Annotated in this window: 10 protein-coding genes; 6 read left to right on the forward strand and 4 right to left on the reverse strand. The window is 67.8% G+C overall.

Features of this window, described 5'->3' with window-relative positions; all coding sequences use genetic code 11:
- The first annotated feature begins 191 nt into the window (after positions 1–191).
- From ACZK5N_RS08630 to ACZK5N_RS08645, 4 genes are all read left to right on the forward strand, one after another.
- The gene (locus ACZK5N_RS08630) at positions 192–605 is read left to right on the forward strand and encodes a CBS domain-containing protein (RefSeq protein ID WP_459018878.1); all 414 of its coding nucleotides are present in this window, start codon (positions 192–194) and stop codon (positions 603–605) included.
- A 744-nt stretch (positions 606–1,349) separates the two neighbouring features.
- Entirely contained in the window at positions 1,350–3,737 is a 2,388-nt protein-coding gene (locus ACZK5N_RS08635; RefSeq protein ID WP_463624806.1) for a glycoside hydrolase family 3 N-terminal domain-containing protein, read from the forward strand.
- 99 nt (positions 3,738–3,836) lie between these two features.
- Positions 3,837–4,250 (forward strand): hypothetical protein, encoded by a 414-nt coding sequence (locus ACZK5N_RS08640; RefSeq protein ID WP_459018880.1) that lies wholly within the window; start codon positions 3,837–3,839, stop codon positions 4,248–4,250.
- Between the two features lie 51 nt (positions 4,251–4,301).
- On the forward strand, positions 4,302–7,271 hold the full coding sequence (locus tag ACZK5N_RS08645) for a glycoside hydrolase family 3 C-terminal domain-containing protein (RefSeq protein ID WP_459018881.1): 2,970 nt from the start codon (positions 4,302–4,304) through the stop codon (positions 7,269–7,271).
- Positions 7,272–7,367: 96 nt separating this feature from the next.
- Here the strand turns inward: ACZK5N_RS08645 and glf are convergent, their stop codons facing one another.
- Positions 7,368–8,510 carry a UDP-galactopyranose mutase gene (glf, locus tag ACZK5N_RS08650; protein WP_459018882.1) on the reverse strand — a complete coding sequence of 381 codons (1,143 nt, stop codon included), beginning with the start codon at positions 8,508–8,510 and terminating at the stop codon, positions 7,368–7,370.
- 89 nt (positions 8,511–8,599) lie between these two features.
- On the opposite strand from glf, the gene ACZK5N_RS08655 reads away from it, so the two are divergent.
- Together ACZK5N_RS08655 and ACZK5N_RS08660 are read left to right on the forward strand one after the other, a co-directional pair.
- The gene (locus ACZK5N_RS08655) at positions 8,600–9,313 is read left to right on the forward strand and encodes a LytR/AlgR family response regulator transcription factor (protein ID WP_459018883.1); all 714 of its coding nucleotides are present in this window, start codon (positions 8,600–8,602) and stop codon (positions 9,311–9,313) included.
- Positions 9,310–10,626 (forward strand): ATP-binding protein, encoded by a 1,317-nt coding sequence (locus ACZK5N_RS08660; protein ID WP_459018884.1) that lies wholly within the window; start codon positions 9,310–9,312, stop codon positions 10,624–10,626. The genes ACZK5N_RS08655 and ACZK5N_RS08660 overlap by 4 nt, the downstream gene beginning before the upstream one ends.
- Here ACZK5N_RS08660 and ACZK5N_RS08665 read toward each other — a convergent pair.
- From ACZK5N_RS08665 to ACZK5N_RS08675, 3 genes are read right to left on the reverse strand one after another with little or no spacing between them, the layout of a single operon-like run.
- Positions 10,619–11,623: a glycosyltransferase family 2 protein gene (locus ACZK5N_RS08665; RefSeq protein WP_463624807.1), complete on the reverse strand. Its 1,005-nt coding sequence runs from the start codon at positions 11,621–11,623 to the stop codon at positions 10,619–10,621. The two genes, ACZK5N_RS08660 and ACZK5N_RS08665, sit on opposite strands and share 8 nt — an antisense overlap.
- Before the next feature lie 13 nt (positions 11,624–11,636).
- Positions 11,637–12,260: a GtrA domain-containing protein gene (locus tag ACZK5N_RS08670; protein ID WP_459018886.1), complete on the reverse strand. Its 624-nt coding sequence runs from the start codon at positions 12,258–12,260 to the stop codon at positions 11,637–11,639.
- 23 nt (positions 12,261–12,283) lie between these two features.
- A complete protein-coding gene (locus tag ACZK5N_RS08675) occupies positions 12,284–14,677 on the reverse strand; it encodes a glycoside hydrolase family 3 C-terminal domain-containing protein (RefSeq protein ID WP_459018887.1) in 2,394 nt (797 codons plus the stop codon).
- Between the last annotated feature and the right edge of the window lie 236 nt (positions 14,678–14,913).

Below are 14,913 nucleotides of genomic sequence, written 5' to 3' on the forward strand. Positions count from 1 at the left end.
AGCCCACCATCGACAACACCACAGGGCTATCCGGTGGATCTGCCCGCGACAACGCCTCCAGATCCGCCGCTCAGGCTGGCGGGGGTACCGCGGAGGCGCCGCGGAGCCGTCACTGACGTTTGGTTCCCCGTCCGTTGGGTACATGGTAGGTGGGAAGCCCACAACGGCTGACCTTGACCGTAGGAGGAACGATGAAGACAGCGCGCGACATCATGACGACGCCGGCGGAGACGCTCGCCCCCACCGCGACACTCACCGAGGCCGCCCGCCAGCTCAGGGATCTCAACGTCGGCTCGCTCCCAATCCTCGACGGCGATCATCTGGCCGGTGTGGTCACCGACCGCGACATCGTGGTCCGGGGCATCGCCGAAGGCCTGGACCCGTCAAGCGCCACCGTCGCGGAGGTCGCGACGGGCGACGTCGTGACCGTGGACGTTGACGACGACGCCGAGAAGGTGGCCGGCATCATGGGCCAGCGGCAGGTGCGACGCGTCCCCGTGGTCGACGGCGGCAGGCTCGTCGGCGTCATCGCGCAGGCTGACGTGGCCCGCGATCTCGACGCGCGCACCACCGGCGACGTGGTGGAGGACATCTCCCAACGCTGACCGCACGGCGCGAGTTCACCGCAACCCTTCCCTAGCTTGATCCGAGGGCGTACCGTGGGACTCGTCCTATTTCCTAGATCAACTCGGGAGGCAAAGTATGGGCTTCGAAGCCAAGATTCAAGAGACCATCGGTAAGGCCAATGAAGGCCCCGGCGACTTGATCGAGAACGACCAGCTTCGCCGATAGGTTCAACTTCAGGGCAGAGCGTCACTGACGCCACGCCTGGCATTACCACAAGCGGGACGGGGTCGCCTTCCGGGCGGCCCCGTCTCTGTGCGTCCGGGTTCCGTAACCCCGGTCAGCCCTTCGCCGTCCCCAGCCCGAACGCTCCGCGCCCGAGCGTCGCGTCGGCCCACTGTGGGACCGTGACACGTCATCGCCTCAGAGACCGTCGCCCCGATGAGTCCGCTCCTGCCCTGCGTCCGTCCAGACCCTGCACGAGCAGCGCGCAGGTTGTGCGCGCAGACCGACAGGTTGTGCTCGGGGTAACCAAGGGAAATCACGCGGTTGATTGAGTTGCCCTCGGCAACACGTGACGTGAGTCCGACGGCCCGAGTACTGCAGCCTGCAGCGCGAAGGAGCGGCCGCGCGGCACGAGTGCCAGGTCCCAACAGGGTCGTGACAGCACGGCGGGACGGGCGGTGGACGCACACCCCCGACTCCTCGGCTGCCACCGGCCCGCGATACTCAACGAGGAGAGTTTGATGAAGGTTCACCAGACCGCGAGCGCAGGAGGGCGTCCGATGAGGCGTCCTGCTGTGCGAATCATGGCCTTCGCCGGCATTGCCGCCATGGCACTGTCGGGATGCACCGCCGGTCCCGAGCAGTCACAGTCCCCGGCCGCCACGTCCGAGCAGGCCGTGAGCGGCACCTACACCGAGCGTGAGGTCACCGACGGCACCACGGCCTTCATGGTCGTCGACAACCCGGGTGACGGCCCGACCCTGTCCTACGGCGCCGAGAGCGGCATCACGCTGCTCGAGGAGGAGATCGAGGGAGCGACGTACGCGTTCAAGGACATGAACGCCAACGGTGAGCTCGACGCGTGGGAGGACTGGCGCGTGGACGCCACCGAGCGCGCGGCGGACCTCGCCGAAGGAATGTCGATCGAGCAGATCGCCGGCCTCATGCTGTTCAGCTCCCACGAGCGCACGCCCGCCGATGGCCTGACCGACGCACAGAAGACCTACCTGTCGGAGTCCAATCTGCGCAACGTCCTCAACGCCGCCGGCAGCGACGCGGCCGTCACCGTCCCGTGGGTCAACGAGATGCAGGCCTACGTCGAGACCCTTGCCACGGCAGACCTGCCCTACGTGCCCGTCAACTTCAGCTCCGACCCCCGCTCGACCGCCGGATCCGGCGGCTACAACGCAGAGGGCGCAGACATTTCACGCTGGCCCGCCAGCCTGGGCCTCGCGGCCACGTTCAACGCGGAGCACACCTTGAACTACGGCGAGATGGCCTCCGCGGAGTACCGCGCGCTGGGCATCGCGACGGCCCTCAGCCCCCAGATCGACCTTGCCACCGAGCCGCGCTGGCTTCGTGTCGGCGGGACCTTCGGCGAGGACGTCGACCAGAACACCGAACTTGCCGCCGCCTACGTCGACGGCTTCCAGGGAACCGGCGGCGAGGACGTCTGGGGCTCCGAGTCGGTCAACGCCATGATCAAGCACTGGGCCGGCGACGGCCCAGGCGAGGGTGGCCGTGAAGGTCACACCGACGCCGGTAAGTACGGCGTCTACCCCGGCGACAACTTCGACGAGCACGCCGCGGGCTTCCTGGGCTCGCTCGACTCCGCGGCTGTCATGACGGCCTACTCGATCGCGCTGAATGCCGACGGCGAGCCGCTGTTCGGCGAGCGTGTCGGCACTGCGTACGACAGCGGGCGCATGTCGGTGCTGCGCGAGGACAACAGCTACGAAGGCGTCGTCGTCACAGACTGGGGTGTCATGAGTGGCGCCAAGGACGAAGGGGCCTTCTTCGGGATGGCGTGGGGCGCGGAAGACCTGACGCCCGCTGAGCGCTACCTCGAGGTGCTGGGTACCGGGCACGACATGTTCGGTGGCGTCAACGACGCGACCTTCCTCCTTGAAGGCGCCGAGTTGTGGCAGCAGAAGTTCGAGGCCGGTGAACTCGACGTGGACGCCGAGACCCGCTTCCAGGAGTCGGGTGCGCGCATCCTCACGATGCTCTTCAAGCCCGGCCTCTGCGAGAGCGCCTTCCTCGACCCGGAGGAGTCCGCGGAAATCCTCGCCAGCGACGACAAGGTCGAGGCCGGTTACGCCGCACAGCTCGACTCCGTCGTGATGGTCAAGAACGACAGCGGGACCATCGCCGCCGCCGAGGCCGCTGACTGGTCCGACAAGACCGTCTACATCCCGCGCTCCTACAGCAACGGCTTCGCCAGCGCTTTCGGGCCCGGCGAGTACACCGAGGGCCCGACCATCGATCTCGAGGTTGCCGAGCAGTACTTCGGCACCGTCGTCACCGATGAGGCCGTGACCGACGCCGACGGCGTGGTCACCAGCTACACCGCTCCCGACCTCAGCGATGTCGACCTCGTCCTGGTCGGCATGGACAGCCCGGACAACGGCGGCAACTTCTCCAACATCGGCCACGACCTCGAGACCGACGAGTGGTACCCGCTGTCCCTCCAGTACCGCCCGTACACCGCCGACGGCGAGAACGTCCGCAAGGTGTCCATCTCGGGCGACATCCTCGAGGACGGGACCAGGCAGAACCGCTCCTACTTCGGCAACACCTCGCGAATCGCGAACGAGGCCGACCTGGATTCGTTCGAGCGTGCGATCGCGGCCGTCGAGGCCAGCGGCAAGGACATCCCCGTCGTCACCGTCCTCAAGGCGATCAACCCGGTCGTCCCGACGGAGTTCGAGGGGAAGTCTGACGCTATCGTCGTCGGGTTCGGCACGAGCGACCAGGCGCTGATCGAGGTGTCGTTGGGTCTCTACGAGCCCCAGGGCCGCCTGCCGATCCAGTTCCCGGCGGACATGGACACCGTCGAGGCGCAGCTCGAAGACGTCGCGAAGGACATGACGCCCTACACCGACGCCAACGGCAACGTGTACGACTACGGCTTCGGCCTGAACTACGCCGGCCAGATCAACGGCTGAGCAACCAAACCCCGAGGGGTGGCCGACGGGACAAGTCGTCGGCCACCCCCACCCTCGGCTGCGGGACGAGCCCATGGCCAGTGACCACAAGGAGTAGAAGTGAAGACCAACAAGATCCTGACCACCGGACTCGGATTGCTGATCGCCCTCACCGGCGTCTTCGGGGTCACCGCGTGCTCCGGCGACAACGGCTCGGGCGCCTCGCAGAGCTCCGCATCGGACGTCGCGGCGACCGTCGACGTGGCGGAGGACCTCGAGAACGCCCGCCAGACGGTCCTCGAGGCCCTCGAAGACGACGACTGGGCCCAGGTCATGCTCGCCAGCGACGTCGACGCGCCCACTGTGAAGTACGGACTCCTGGTGATGCCCTACACCTACTCGGAGGCCACCTCCCGCGTGCAGGGGACCATCGAGATCGACGGCGACGAGTTCACCATCGAGGCCGACTCCGCGGAGACCGGCAAGACCTGGAAGATCGACCAGGACGGAAACATCACCGAGGTCACCGAGTAACCCTCCGGCCAGACACACACCCACGCCGCCAGTGCTCGAAGGAGACAAGTAGTGAACGCCACCCCGAAGAAGAACGCCGATCGCGTGAAGACGCCGATGCCCAACAAGAGATTCCTGTGGATCTGGATCCCCGTGCTCGCCACGGTGACTGCGCTGATCGTCGCCGTGAACGTGGCGCTCGTCGTCGGAGGCGGATGGGTCGAGTCCCAGCTCGGGTCCGGCACCTACACATTCACCAACGCCGAGGAATCGGCGGACTGGGACACCGAGTACTACACCTCCGACTTCGCGAGCATGGAGGAGGTCGACGAGGCGGCCAAGGCCCTCGTCGAGGAGATCGCCGCCGGCGGCATCGTCCTGGCGAAGAACGAGGCCGGCGCGCTGCCGCTCCCGTCGGCGTCGCGGGTCACCATGCTCGGCCGCGCTGCGGCCGACCCGGTCTTCGGCGGCGCTGGTTCCGGCTCGGTCGACACGAGGTCTGCGGTGACCGCGCGCGGCGGGCTCGAAGCTGCCGGCTTCGACGTCAACGACCAGGTCTACGCGGCCATCGAGGCGTTCGCCGCCGAGAACCGGCGCGGACACATCGAGATGGACAACCCCGGGGCCTCCAGCTACAACATCGGTGAGCTTCCCGTCGGGGACTACGAGTCCCTCCAGGCCTCGTTCGCGGACTACTCCGACGCGGCCATCATCGTCATCGGCCGCCCCGGCGGCGAGGGAGGCGACCTGACGCGGGACATGACCGACTGGGACGACAACGCCGCCGACGGCCAGCACCAGCTCGAACTGAACCAGGACGAGCGCGACCTCCTCGAGCTCGCCAAGGAATCCTTCGAGACGGTGGTCGTCGTGGTCAACGCGTCCACGACCATCGAGATGGGCGACGTCCAGGACGATCCCGGGATCGACGCCGTCCTCCTTGCGGGATCGCCTGGCGCGAGCGGCTTTTCGGCACTGGGTAGCGTCCTGACCGGTGAGGTGAACCCCTCCGGACGCACCGCCGACGTGTGGGCGGCGGACTTCACGGCCGATCCGACGTTTGTGAACTTCGGCAGCTTCATCTACGACAACATCGAGGCGTCCTTCCCGATCTCGGCCGTCGAGCAGGCCACCTCCAACGCGACGCTCACGTCGGAGGCCCCGTTCGTCAACTACGCCGAGGGCATCTACATCGGCTACCGGTACTACGAGACGGCCGCGGCCGAGGGATTCGTCGACTACGACGACGCGGTGGTCTACCCGTTCGGGTACGGCCTCAGCTACAGCGACTTCACGTGGGAGATCGTCTCCACCGAGGCGGGCGCTGTCGACGGCACCATCTCCGTCGAGGTCCAGGTCACCAACACCGGTGACGTCGCGGGCAAGGACGTCGTCGAGCTCTACTACACCGCGCCCTACACTCCGGGCGGCATCGAGAAGTCCGAGGTCGTGCTGGGGGCGTTCGACAAGACGGGCCTGCTCGAGCCGGACGCGTCCGAGACGCTCACCCTCGAGATCGCCGTCGAGGACATGGCCTCCTACGACCACCTGGACAACCGCGCCTACGTCCTCGAGCCCGGCGACTACGTCATCAGCCTGCGCACCGACTCGCACACCGTCGCGCCGGGCGTCGAGCCGATCACCTACTCCGTCGACGACGATGTGGTGTTCTCCGGTGAGAACCAGCGCTCGACAGATCTGGCCGAGGTGACCAACCAGTTCGACGACGTCTCGGACGCCTTCACCAGCGAGCCCCAGGAGGGCAGGATCCTCTCGATGTCGCGTGCGGACTTCGCCGGGACCTTCCCGCAGGCGCCGACGGCCGACATGTTCGTCGCCGACGATGCGGTCGTGGCCGGCTTCGCCCCGTGGGATCACGAGGCGGCGGCGGGCGAGTTCGACGGTGAGAAGCCGGCGACCGGCGACGGGTCCGATCTGACGCTCATCGACATGCGCGGGCTCGCGAAGGACGACCCGCAGTGGGAGGAGATCATGGACTCCCTCACCGTGAGCGAGATGACCGACCTGCTGCTCAACGGCGCCTACCAGACCGCCGGCATCGGGTCGATCGGCAAGCCGCAGACGCTGGAGCCGGACGGTCCGGCGGGCTTCTCCTCCTTCATCAACTCCTCGATCAACGGAGTGGCGTACCCCTCGCAGGTCCTCATCGCGCAGACCTGGGACGTGGATCTCGGCACCGAGATGGGCCGGATGCTCGGCAACGAGGCGCTGCAGAAGGGCATCAACGGCTGGTACGCGCCGGCGGCCAACCTGCATCGCTCGCCGTTCGGCGGCCGCAACTTCGAGTACTACTCGGAGGACCCGGTCCTCTCCGGCGCGCTGCTCACCGCGGTGGCCGACGGTGTCGCGGAGAAGGGCGTCTACACGATGCTCAAGCACTTCGCGCTCAACGAGCAGGAGACGAACCGCGTCAACAACGGGATCGCCACCTGGGCGACGGAGCAGACCATCCGTGAGCTGTACCTCAAGCCCTTCGAGATGGCCGTCAAGGGCATCTCGATGGACGTCACCTACATCGCTGATGACAGCGGCACCGTCGAGGAGACCACGATGGGCGCGGGCGGTGTCATGAGCTCGTTCAACCGGATCGGGACCACCTGGGCCGGTGGCTCCGAGGCGCTGATGACCAACGTGCTCCGCACCGAGTGGGGGTTCGAGGGCTTTGCCATCTCCGACTTCAACCTGTACCCCTACATGAACCCGAACCAGTCGATCAGCGCCGGCACGGATCTGACCCTGACCTTCCAGCCGTCGAAGTCGTTCAGCGACACGTCCTCGGCCAAGGCGGTCACCGACATCCGGAACGCGACCCAGAACATCCTGTTCACGGTCGCCAACTCCAACGCGATGAACGGCCTCGCCCCCGGCGCGACGGTCGACTACACGCCGCCCACCTGGGTCTACATCCAGTACGCGGTCACCGCCGTCCTGGGCGCCCTGGTCCTCCTCGGTGCGTTCCTGGTGTGGCGTCGGGTGCGCCGCCACACCAGCACCACGGAGGCCGGCTCCGCGGCAAGCTGACCGATCCCTCCGACGCACGCGGGTGCGGGGCCTTACCGGGTCCCGCACCCGCGTGCTTTGTGCGTCAGGACTGCCCACCGCGGACGGTGCCGCTGATCACGCGAACCAGCCGCGCACCGTGCTGTCGAAGCGGCTGAGGGCCGAGCCGATGGCCATGTGCATGTCCAGGTACTGGTAGGTCCCCAACCGTCCGCCGAAGAGCACCCGTGGTTCCTCCGCGGCGGCTGCGCGGTACCGCTCCAACCTCGCCCGATCGTCGGGGGTGGCGACGGGGTAGAACGGCTCGTCGCCGTTCTCCGCGAAGCGCGAGAACTCACGCACCACGATCGTGCCACCGCGGTGGGTCCGCTCCGGGTGGAAGTGCTTGAACTCCAATGTCCGGGTGAAGGGCACGTCCTCGTCACACTCGTTGATCACCGCGGTGCCCTGGTGGTCCGAGACGTCGAGGACCCGGCGATCGAAGTCCAGCGTGCGCCAGCCGAGCGCCCCGAACCGGTGGCCGAAATAACGGTCGAGCGGGCCGGTGTACACCACCGGTACCTGGCCCGCCGCGGCCTCTCTGCTGAACTCGTGCCCGCTGTCGAGGAAGTCCACGCCCAGCCGTACGTCGATGAGCGGGTGGTCGGCCATCTTCTGCAGCCAGGCCGCGTACCCGTCCCGGGGCATGCCCTGGTGGGTGTCGTTGAAGTAGCGGTTGTCGTAGGTGAACCGAACGGGCAGCCGCGTGATGATGGAGGCGGGAAGGTCCCGGGGATCTGTCTGCCATTGCTTGGCGGTGTACCCGCGGATGAACGCCTCGTAGAGCGGCCGGCCGATCAGCGAGATGGCCTTGTCCTCGAGGTTGCCGGGCTCGCGGCCGGCGAGCTCGCCGGCCTGTTCGTCGATCAGCAGGCGCGCCTCGTCCGGCCCCAGCCCGCTGCGGAAGAACTGGTTGATGGTGCCGAGGTTGATCGGCAGCGGGAACACCTCGCCGCGGTGCCGGGCGTAGACGCGGTGCTCATAGGGCGTGAACGCCGTGAACCTGTTGACGTAGCCCCAGACGCTGTCGTTGGACGTGTGGAAGATGTGGGCCCCGTAACGGTGCTCCTCGACGCCGGTGGCCTCGTCGACGGTGCTCCAGGCGTTGCCGCCGATGTGGTCCCGCGACTCGACGACGGTGACCCGCAGGCCGAGCTCACTCGCGGCCCGCTCGGCGATGGTCAACCCGAACAGGCCGGACCCAACGACCAACAGATCCATCGTTCCTCCCGGCAGGCAGCTCAGGGCGAGGCTACCAGCGGCGTCCCGCCGCCCATTGATAATGTGTTGCGACCCGTAAAGGAGGGCGCATGATCCGGATCGGAGTGGTCGACGACCAGCAGGAGAGCCGCAACCTCCTGCAGTCGTATCTGGCGCGGTACGAGCATGAGCACGGCATGCAGTTCGCCGTCGAGGAGTTCACCGACGGCTCTGAGCTGACGGCTGCCTACCGCCCCCGCTTCGACATCATCTTCCTCGACGTCCAGATGGAGAACCTCGACGGCTTCGCCACCGCCCGGCTCATCCGCGAGGTGGACCCTGGCGTCATCCTCATCTTCGTCACCAACATGGCGCAGTTCGCCATCAAGGGATACGAGGTGGATGCGATGAGTTATCTCCTCAAGCCCGTGCCCTACTTCGCGTTCTCCCAGGAGCTCAAGCGCTCCCTCGAGCGTCTGGACCGCAGCCGCGACGACCACATCGTGCTGAGCGTGGGTGGCGAGGTGCTCCGCGTCAACCTGGCGAACGTGGTCTACATCGAGAGCATCAAGCACCGGCTCGTGTTCCACACCAGCGACGGCAAGCTGTCGATGATCGGCACGCTCAAGGAGATGGCCGCCCAGCTGGAGCCCCGTGGCTTCCACCGCTCCAACAGCTTCCTCCTGGTCAACCTCCGTCACGTGGAAGGGTTCAGCGACGGCGAGTCCAAGCTCACGGGAGGGGTGTCGCTGCCGGTCAGCCGCGCCCGGAAGAAGCCGTTCCTCGAGGCGCTCACGGGGTACTTCGGAGGAAATCCGGCGTGATCGACGTCCTGCCGCACATCCCTCGAGCTTTCACCGGTCTTGCCGAGTGGCTCGCCTGCGTCGTCTACATCCTGGTGTTGCCCCGACGCTGGGGGGCGGTGGGGACCGCGACCACACTCGCGGTCGGGCTGGGGGCGCTCGTGGCGATCCAGCTGTTCGCCGGGACACTGCCGCTGAACCTGTGGACGCTGGGGATGGCGTTGGCCGTGGCGGGCATGGTGGGGCTGATCGCGGCGGCCACCACGGTCGGTCTCCGCGACATCGGGTACGTGACCGCGCGCGCGTTCGTGCTCGCCGAGCTGGTGGCATCGCTGGAGTGGCAGATCCACGCCTTCTATTTCCATCCCGAGCCGGGGGTGACCGGCCTGGTACCGACGGTGGTGCTGGTGGTCCTCTACGCGGCGGCCTTCGGGGCGGCCCATGTCCTGGAACGGCGCCACTTCGACGGGACCGCCCCCGCCGTCGGCCCCCGCATGCTCGCCATCGCCGTCGCCATGGCGCTGACCACCTTCGCGTTGAGCAACCTCAGCTTCATCACGCCCAACACTCCGTTCAGTGGCGAGATCTCGATCGAGGTCTTCTACATCCGCACCCTGGTGGATCTTGCCGGCTACATCGCGCTTTACGCCCAGCATGAGCAGCTGCGCAAGCAGCGGGCGGACCTGGAGTTGGCGGCCATGGACGCGATCCTGCGCACGCAACACGACCAGTACCTGGCGGCCAAACGCGACATCGAACTCGTCAGCCGCGCCTCGCACGACCTCAAGCACCACCTGGCGGTCATCCGTACCGAGCTGGATCCGGAGCGTCGCGGACGGCAACTGGACGCTCTGGAGGAGTCGCTCGATCAGTTCGGGGCCGCCTTCGACACCGGCAACCCGGTCCTCGACACGGTGCTCACCTCGAAGGCGCGCTACTGTCGCGCCCGCGGCATCAACTTCACGTGCGTGGCCGACGGCACGGCGCTCGGTTTCGTCGACGTGATGGACCTGGCCAGCATCCTCGGCAACGCGCTGGACAACGCGATCGAGTCCGTGTCGCGGCTGGATGATCCGGAGCATCGGATCATCCGTGTGGCGGTGCACAACCAGGCCAGGTTCGTCGTGATGAACTTCGAGAACTACTTCGACGGCGAACTGCGCTACGAGGAGGGCGAACTGGCCACCAGAAAGGTGGGCGGGGCCCACGGCCTCGGCCTGAAGAGCATTCGCCACGCCGCCGAGAAGTACGGCGGGCAGGCCTCGGTGACGGACCGCGACAACTGGTTCACCCTCACGGTCCTGCTGCCCACAGCCTGGCGCGTGGTCAGTTGAACCCGACCACCTGCTGTGCCACCCGGTAGGCCAGCACCGATACGCTGCGGCCGGCGCGGCCGGGCAGGTTCACGAGTTGGCCGATCCCACTGCGCCGCAGCCGACGGTGCGCGGGGGCGTGCGCGGCGCGGAGGTCTCTCCACAGGTCGCGCTTCAGCCGCAGTTGCTCAGGTCCACCGGCGCGGATCAGCATGATCGAGGAAACGCCACACACCAGACCCAGGTAGTGCACCTGATACCGCAGCAGCGCCTCGGGTGTCGACCCGGCCGAGGGCAGGGCCTCGATCATGAGCCGGTTGACCCGGAGCTGCTGGTCCAGCCGCCGGAGCATGACCGCCTCGTTGACCGACTGGTCCGAGCGGCCGATGTGGTAGCGGTACAGGTCGACGTCGAGGTAGCGCATCCGCCGGACGTAGGGCAGCGGCAGGAACGCGTAGAGGTTGTCCACGTAGAACGTGTGTTCCGGCAGCCTCATGCCCGAGTTGCGCACCACCGCGGTGCGGTAGGTGAGGGCGTGCATGAGCAGCCCCTGGTTGGGCCGGAACCGTCTCACGTCCTCCCAGCCGAACTCGCGGTCCTCCGGGAGCGAGGAGCGGTAGCGCATCGCGTGCCGCCGTGTCCGTCCCTCCTTCTCGTAGACGAAATTCGTCACCACCATGTCCAGCCGGTCCTGGCCACGCACGACGTTCAGCAGGGCCGTCAGCGCGGTGCGATCCAGCCAGTCGTCGCTGTCCACCACCCTGACGTAGCGGCCCGCCGCGGCGTCGATCCCTGCGTTGACCGCCGAACCGTGACCCCCGTTGGGCTTGTCGATGACGCGGACCCTCCCGGGGTGGGCCGCGGCGTAGCGGTGGGCGATGGCTGAGGTGTCGTCGGTGGAACCGTCGTTGACCACGATCACCTCGAGGTCGTCGTCGAACGGGAGCATGGAGTCCAGGCAACGGTGAAGATAGTCGCGCGAGTTGTAGCTCGGCACCACCAGGGTGAGGGTTGTCACGTCCGGCATCCTGTCAGGCGGGGTGCGGTGCGGACTCGGCCTCGTCGGCGACGGGGACCTGCTTGAAGATCACCTTGAAGATGGGGTAGAACACCCAGAACGAGATGGCGGCGTTGATGATCATCGTGATGATGTCGGCGGTGGTCTCGCCGGTCTGCCCCCAGCCGAGGGTGTCCATGAAGAAGGTGTAGATCGGGGCCTTGTAGAAGCCCTGGGCGGCGGCTGCCACCAGCGTGATGACGATGTAGGCCACGACGTACCAGAAGGCGGCCCGCCAGATGCTGGTGTTGGACTTGAAGGTGATGTTGCGCTGCGCGAAAAAGTTGATCACCTGCGCGATGCCGATGGCCAACTGGACGGCCAGGAAGTAGGCGAGGCCACCGCCGCCCTCGGGGAGCGCACCCGCGGCGTAGTCGAAGACGAAGTACTGGGAGCCGTCGACGTTGGAGCCGACCGGCCACACCTGGAAGTCGGTGTCGATCAGCCCGGTCCGGCCGAAGATGGCGCGGAACACGGGCATGATGACGATCTGCAGCACGGTGACCCCGTTGCTGAGGAGGAAGAACATGAGGAACTTCGACAGCTCCGGGTGGCGCTCGCTGAAGCCACTCCACATCGTGCGGATCTTCGTGAACATGGGCGGGTCTACTCCTTGGGTGGTCAGCGGGCTTCGGTGAGCTGGCGGGTGAGGTCCTTGGCGGTGCGCCGGTTGCGGAGGAATCCGCCGATGACGGCCCGCAGCCCGCGGAGGTGGTGGCCGTTGACGAGGGTGACGATGCCGTCGACCATCTCGTCGCTGACCATGCCGTTGGTCATCTTCCCGATCGCCCGGAAGGGCATGTTGTACATGAACTGGATGTTGAGGTCTGGCTCGCCCTTGGCCTCGCTTCGGCTGCGCAGGGTGGCCAGCACCCAGTGCGCGAACCGGGCGAGCGGGCTGCGGGCCCGCTGCAGGTCGCCGAGTGGGTCGTTGCGGTCGAGGTCGCCGGAGGTGACCTCCCGCGGCACCGTGAGGCCGAACAGGTTGATGAACTCGTCGTCGGTGAGGCCGCGCAGCATGGCCCGGCGCAGTGTCGCGGCGTCGACAGTGGGGCTGAGGCTCACGCCGTCGACGCGCAGTTCGCCGCTCAGGCGTGGATCGGCGGAGCCGGCTCCGATGACGACGCGACGTGCGCCGTCCTCGGTCACCCACGCTCCGGTAGCGGCGTCGAAGTGCCGCCAGGTGTAGCGGTCGAACGCGATCGTGACGCGACGGGACTCGCCGGGAGCGAGGTGAACCTTGACGAACCCCTTGAGCTCCTGGTCCGGCCGGACGACGCTGCTGGCCGGCATCGAGACGTACAGCTGCGCGACCTCCGCGCCCGCGACGCTTCCGGTGTTGGTGAGCGTGAACTCTGCGCCGGCGTCTGTGAGGTGCAGGTCCGAGTATCCGAAGGTGGTGTAGCTGAGCCCGTGGCCGAACGGGTAGCGGACGGCGCGCCCGGCGGCCTCCGCATGGCGGTAGCCGACGAAGAGACCCTCGCGGTACACGCTGGTGCGGCCCTCGGCCGGGAAGCGCCCGAAGGTAGGGGTGTCGATCAGCGACATCGGGTAGGTCTCGGCGAGCTTGCCCGACGGCGTGACGTCACCGGTGAGCACGCGCATCGCCGCCTCGGCGCCCGCCTGCCCCGACAGGTACCCGTGCAGCACTGCGCGCGTCTGGCCGGCCCAGGCCATGTCGACCACGGACCCGGCGCTCAGCACCACGACGACGGCGGGGTTTGCGGCGGCCACCGCCCGCAGCAAGGACAGTTGCGCCTCGGGCAGGTCGATGTGGCGACGGTCGACGCCCTCGGACTCACTGATCTCGTCGAGGCCGAGGTACAACACGACCACGTCCGCGGACCCGGCCGCGGTAGCCGCCTCGCTCTCGAGGGCGTGGTCGACGGGGGAGTGGCGACGGTAGCCCTGAGCGTAGGCGGCGAGATCGAGGCCACTGGCCGCGATCGCCTCCCGTGCGCTGCTGAGGCGCGTCGGGTTGACCGCCGAGGAGCCGGCGCCCTGGTACCGGGGGGTGTCGGCCATGTCGCCGATCAGCGCCACCCGTGTGCCGGCGGCCAGCGGGAGGATGCCGCCCTCGTTGCGGAGGAGGACCATCGATTCCTCGGCGGCGCGGCGGGCGAGGCCGTGGTGGGCGTCGCGGTCGATCTCCGTGCGCGGCGTCCGGCGGGCCCCGATGGCCAGCCGCACCACCTCGGCCGCGCGGGCCGTGACGTCCGCCTCGGTCACGAGGCCGTCACGGACGGCCTCCACCAGCTGGCGCACAGAGTCCAGCCCAGGGGCGGGCATCTCGAGGTTCGCGCCCGCATTGACGGCGGCCACGGGGTCGTTGCTGCCGCCCCAGTCGCTGATCACCACGCCGTCGAAGCCCCATTCGTCACGCAGGACGTCGGTGAGCAGATGGCGGTGCTCGTGGGCATACGTGCCGTTGACCAGGTTGTAAGAGCTCATCAGCGCCCTGGGTGAGGACTCACGCACGACGATCTCGAAGGCGGTGAGGTACAGCTCGCGCAGCGTCCGCTCGTCGACGACGGAGTCAGACGCCATGCGGCGCAGCTCCTGGCTGTTCACGGCGAAGTGCTTCGGGGTCGCGGCGACGCCCTCGGCCTGAATCCCACGCACATAGGCCGCGGCCAGCTTCCCGCTGAGGTAGGGGTCCTCCGAGAAGTACTCGAAGTTGCGCCCGCCGAGAGGGCTGCGCTTGAGGTTGAGGCCGGGGCCGAGGAGGACGTCGACGTCCAGGGCGCGGGCCTCGCGGCCCAGGGCGTGACCCACCTCGTCCGCCAGGTCGACGTCCCAGCTGCAGGCCACCGTCGCGGAGGTGGGGAAGCACGTCGCCGGCTCGGAGGCGTTGAGCCCCAGGTGGTCGCCGGAACCAACCTGCTTGCGGACGCCGTGCGGGCCGTCGGCCATGAAGAATGAGGCGATGCCGTGCCGGGGAAGATCACGGGACTCCCAGACGTTCTTGCCGCTCAGCAGGGCGGCCTTCTCCAACGTCGTCAGCTTCTCGATCATGGCATCTCCGGTGATGGGCGTCCTGGGTCGGGGATCGTCGGCCCAGGGAATACCGGAAGTTGATCACGGCAGCCTGGCCGGGCTCCGGCCCGCTTGCACAACCGGCGCGATCAGCGGCTCAATCTGTCGGCCGCAGGGCGAGGTGCGCCCGCCGGACCATGCGCCTCGCTCACGCTGGGAAGGTGCTGGCGGCCCGTCCGTCGACGTCGCCAGAACCCCGCCTACTAGGATCGATG

The organism is Tessaracoccus pujii (genome assembly GCF_055326215.1).

What these genes read in the sequence shown, in the direction of transcription:
- ACZK5N_RS08630 (WP_459018878.1), top strand. Translation starts at nt 192, where the DNA reads ATGAAGACAGCGCGCGACATCATGACGACGCCGGCGGAGACGCTCGCC.
- ACZK5N_RS08635 (WP_463624806.1), top strand. Translation starts at nt 1,350, where the DNA reads ATGAGGCGTCCTGCTGTGCGAATCATGGCCTTCGCCGGCATTGCCGCC.
- glf (WP_459018882.1), bottom strand. Translation starts at nt 8,510, where the DNA reads ATGGATCTGTTGGTCGTTGGGTCCGGCCTGTTCGGGTTGACCATCGCC.
- ACZK5N_RS08655 (WP_459018883.1), top strand. Translation starts at nt 8,600, where the DNA reads ATGATCCGGATCGGAGTGGTCGACGACCAGCAGGAGAGCCGCAACCTC.
- ACZK5N_RS08670 (WP_459018886.1), bottom strand. Translation starts at nt 12,260, where the DNA reads ATGTTCACGAAGATCCGCACGATGTGGAGTGGCTTCAGCGAGCGCCAC.
- ACZK5N_RS08675 (WP_459018887.1), bottom strand. Translation starts at nt 14,677, where the DNA reads ATGATCGAGAAGCTGACGACGTTGGAGAAGGCCGCCCTGCTGAGCGGC.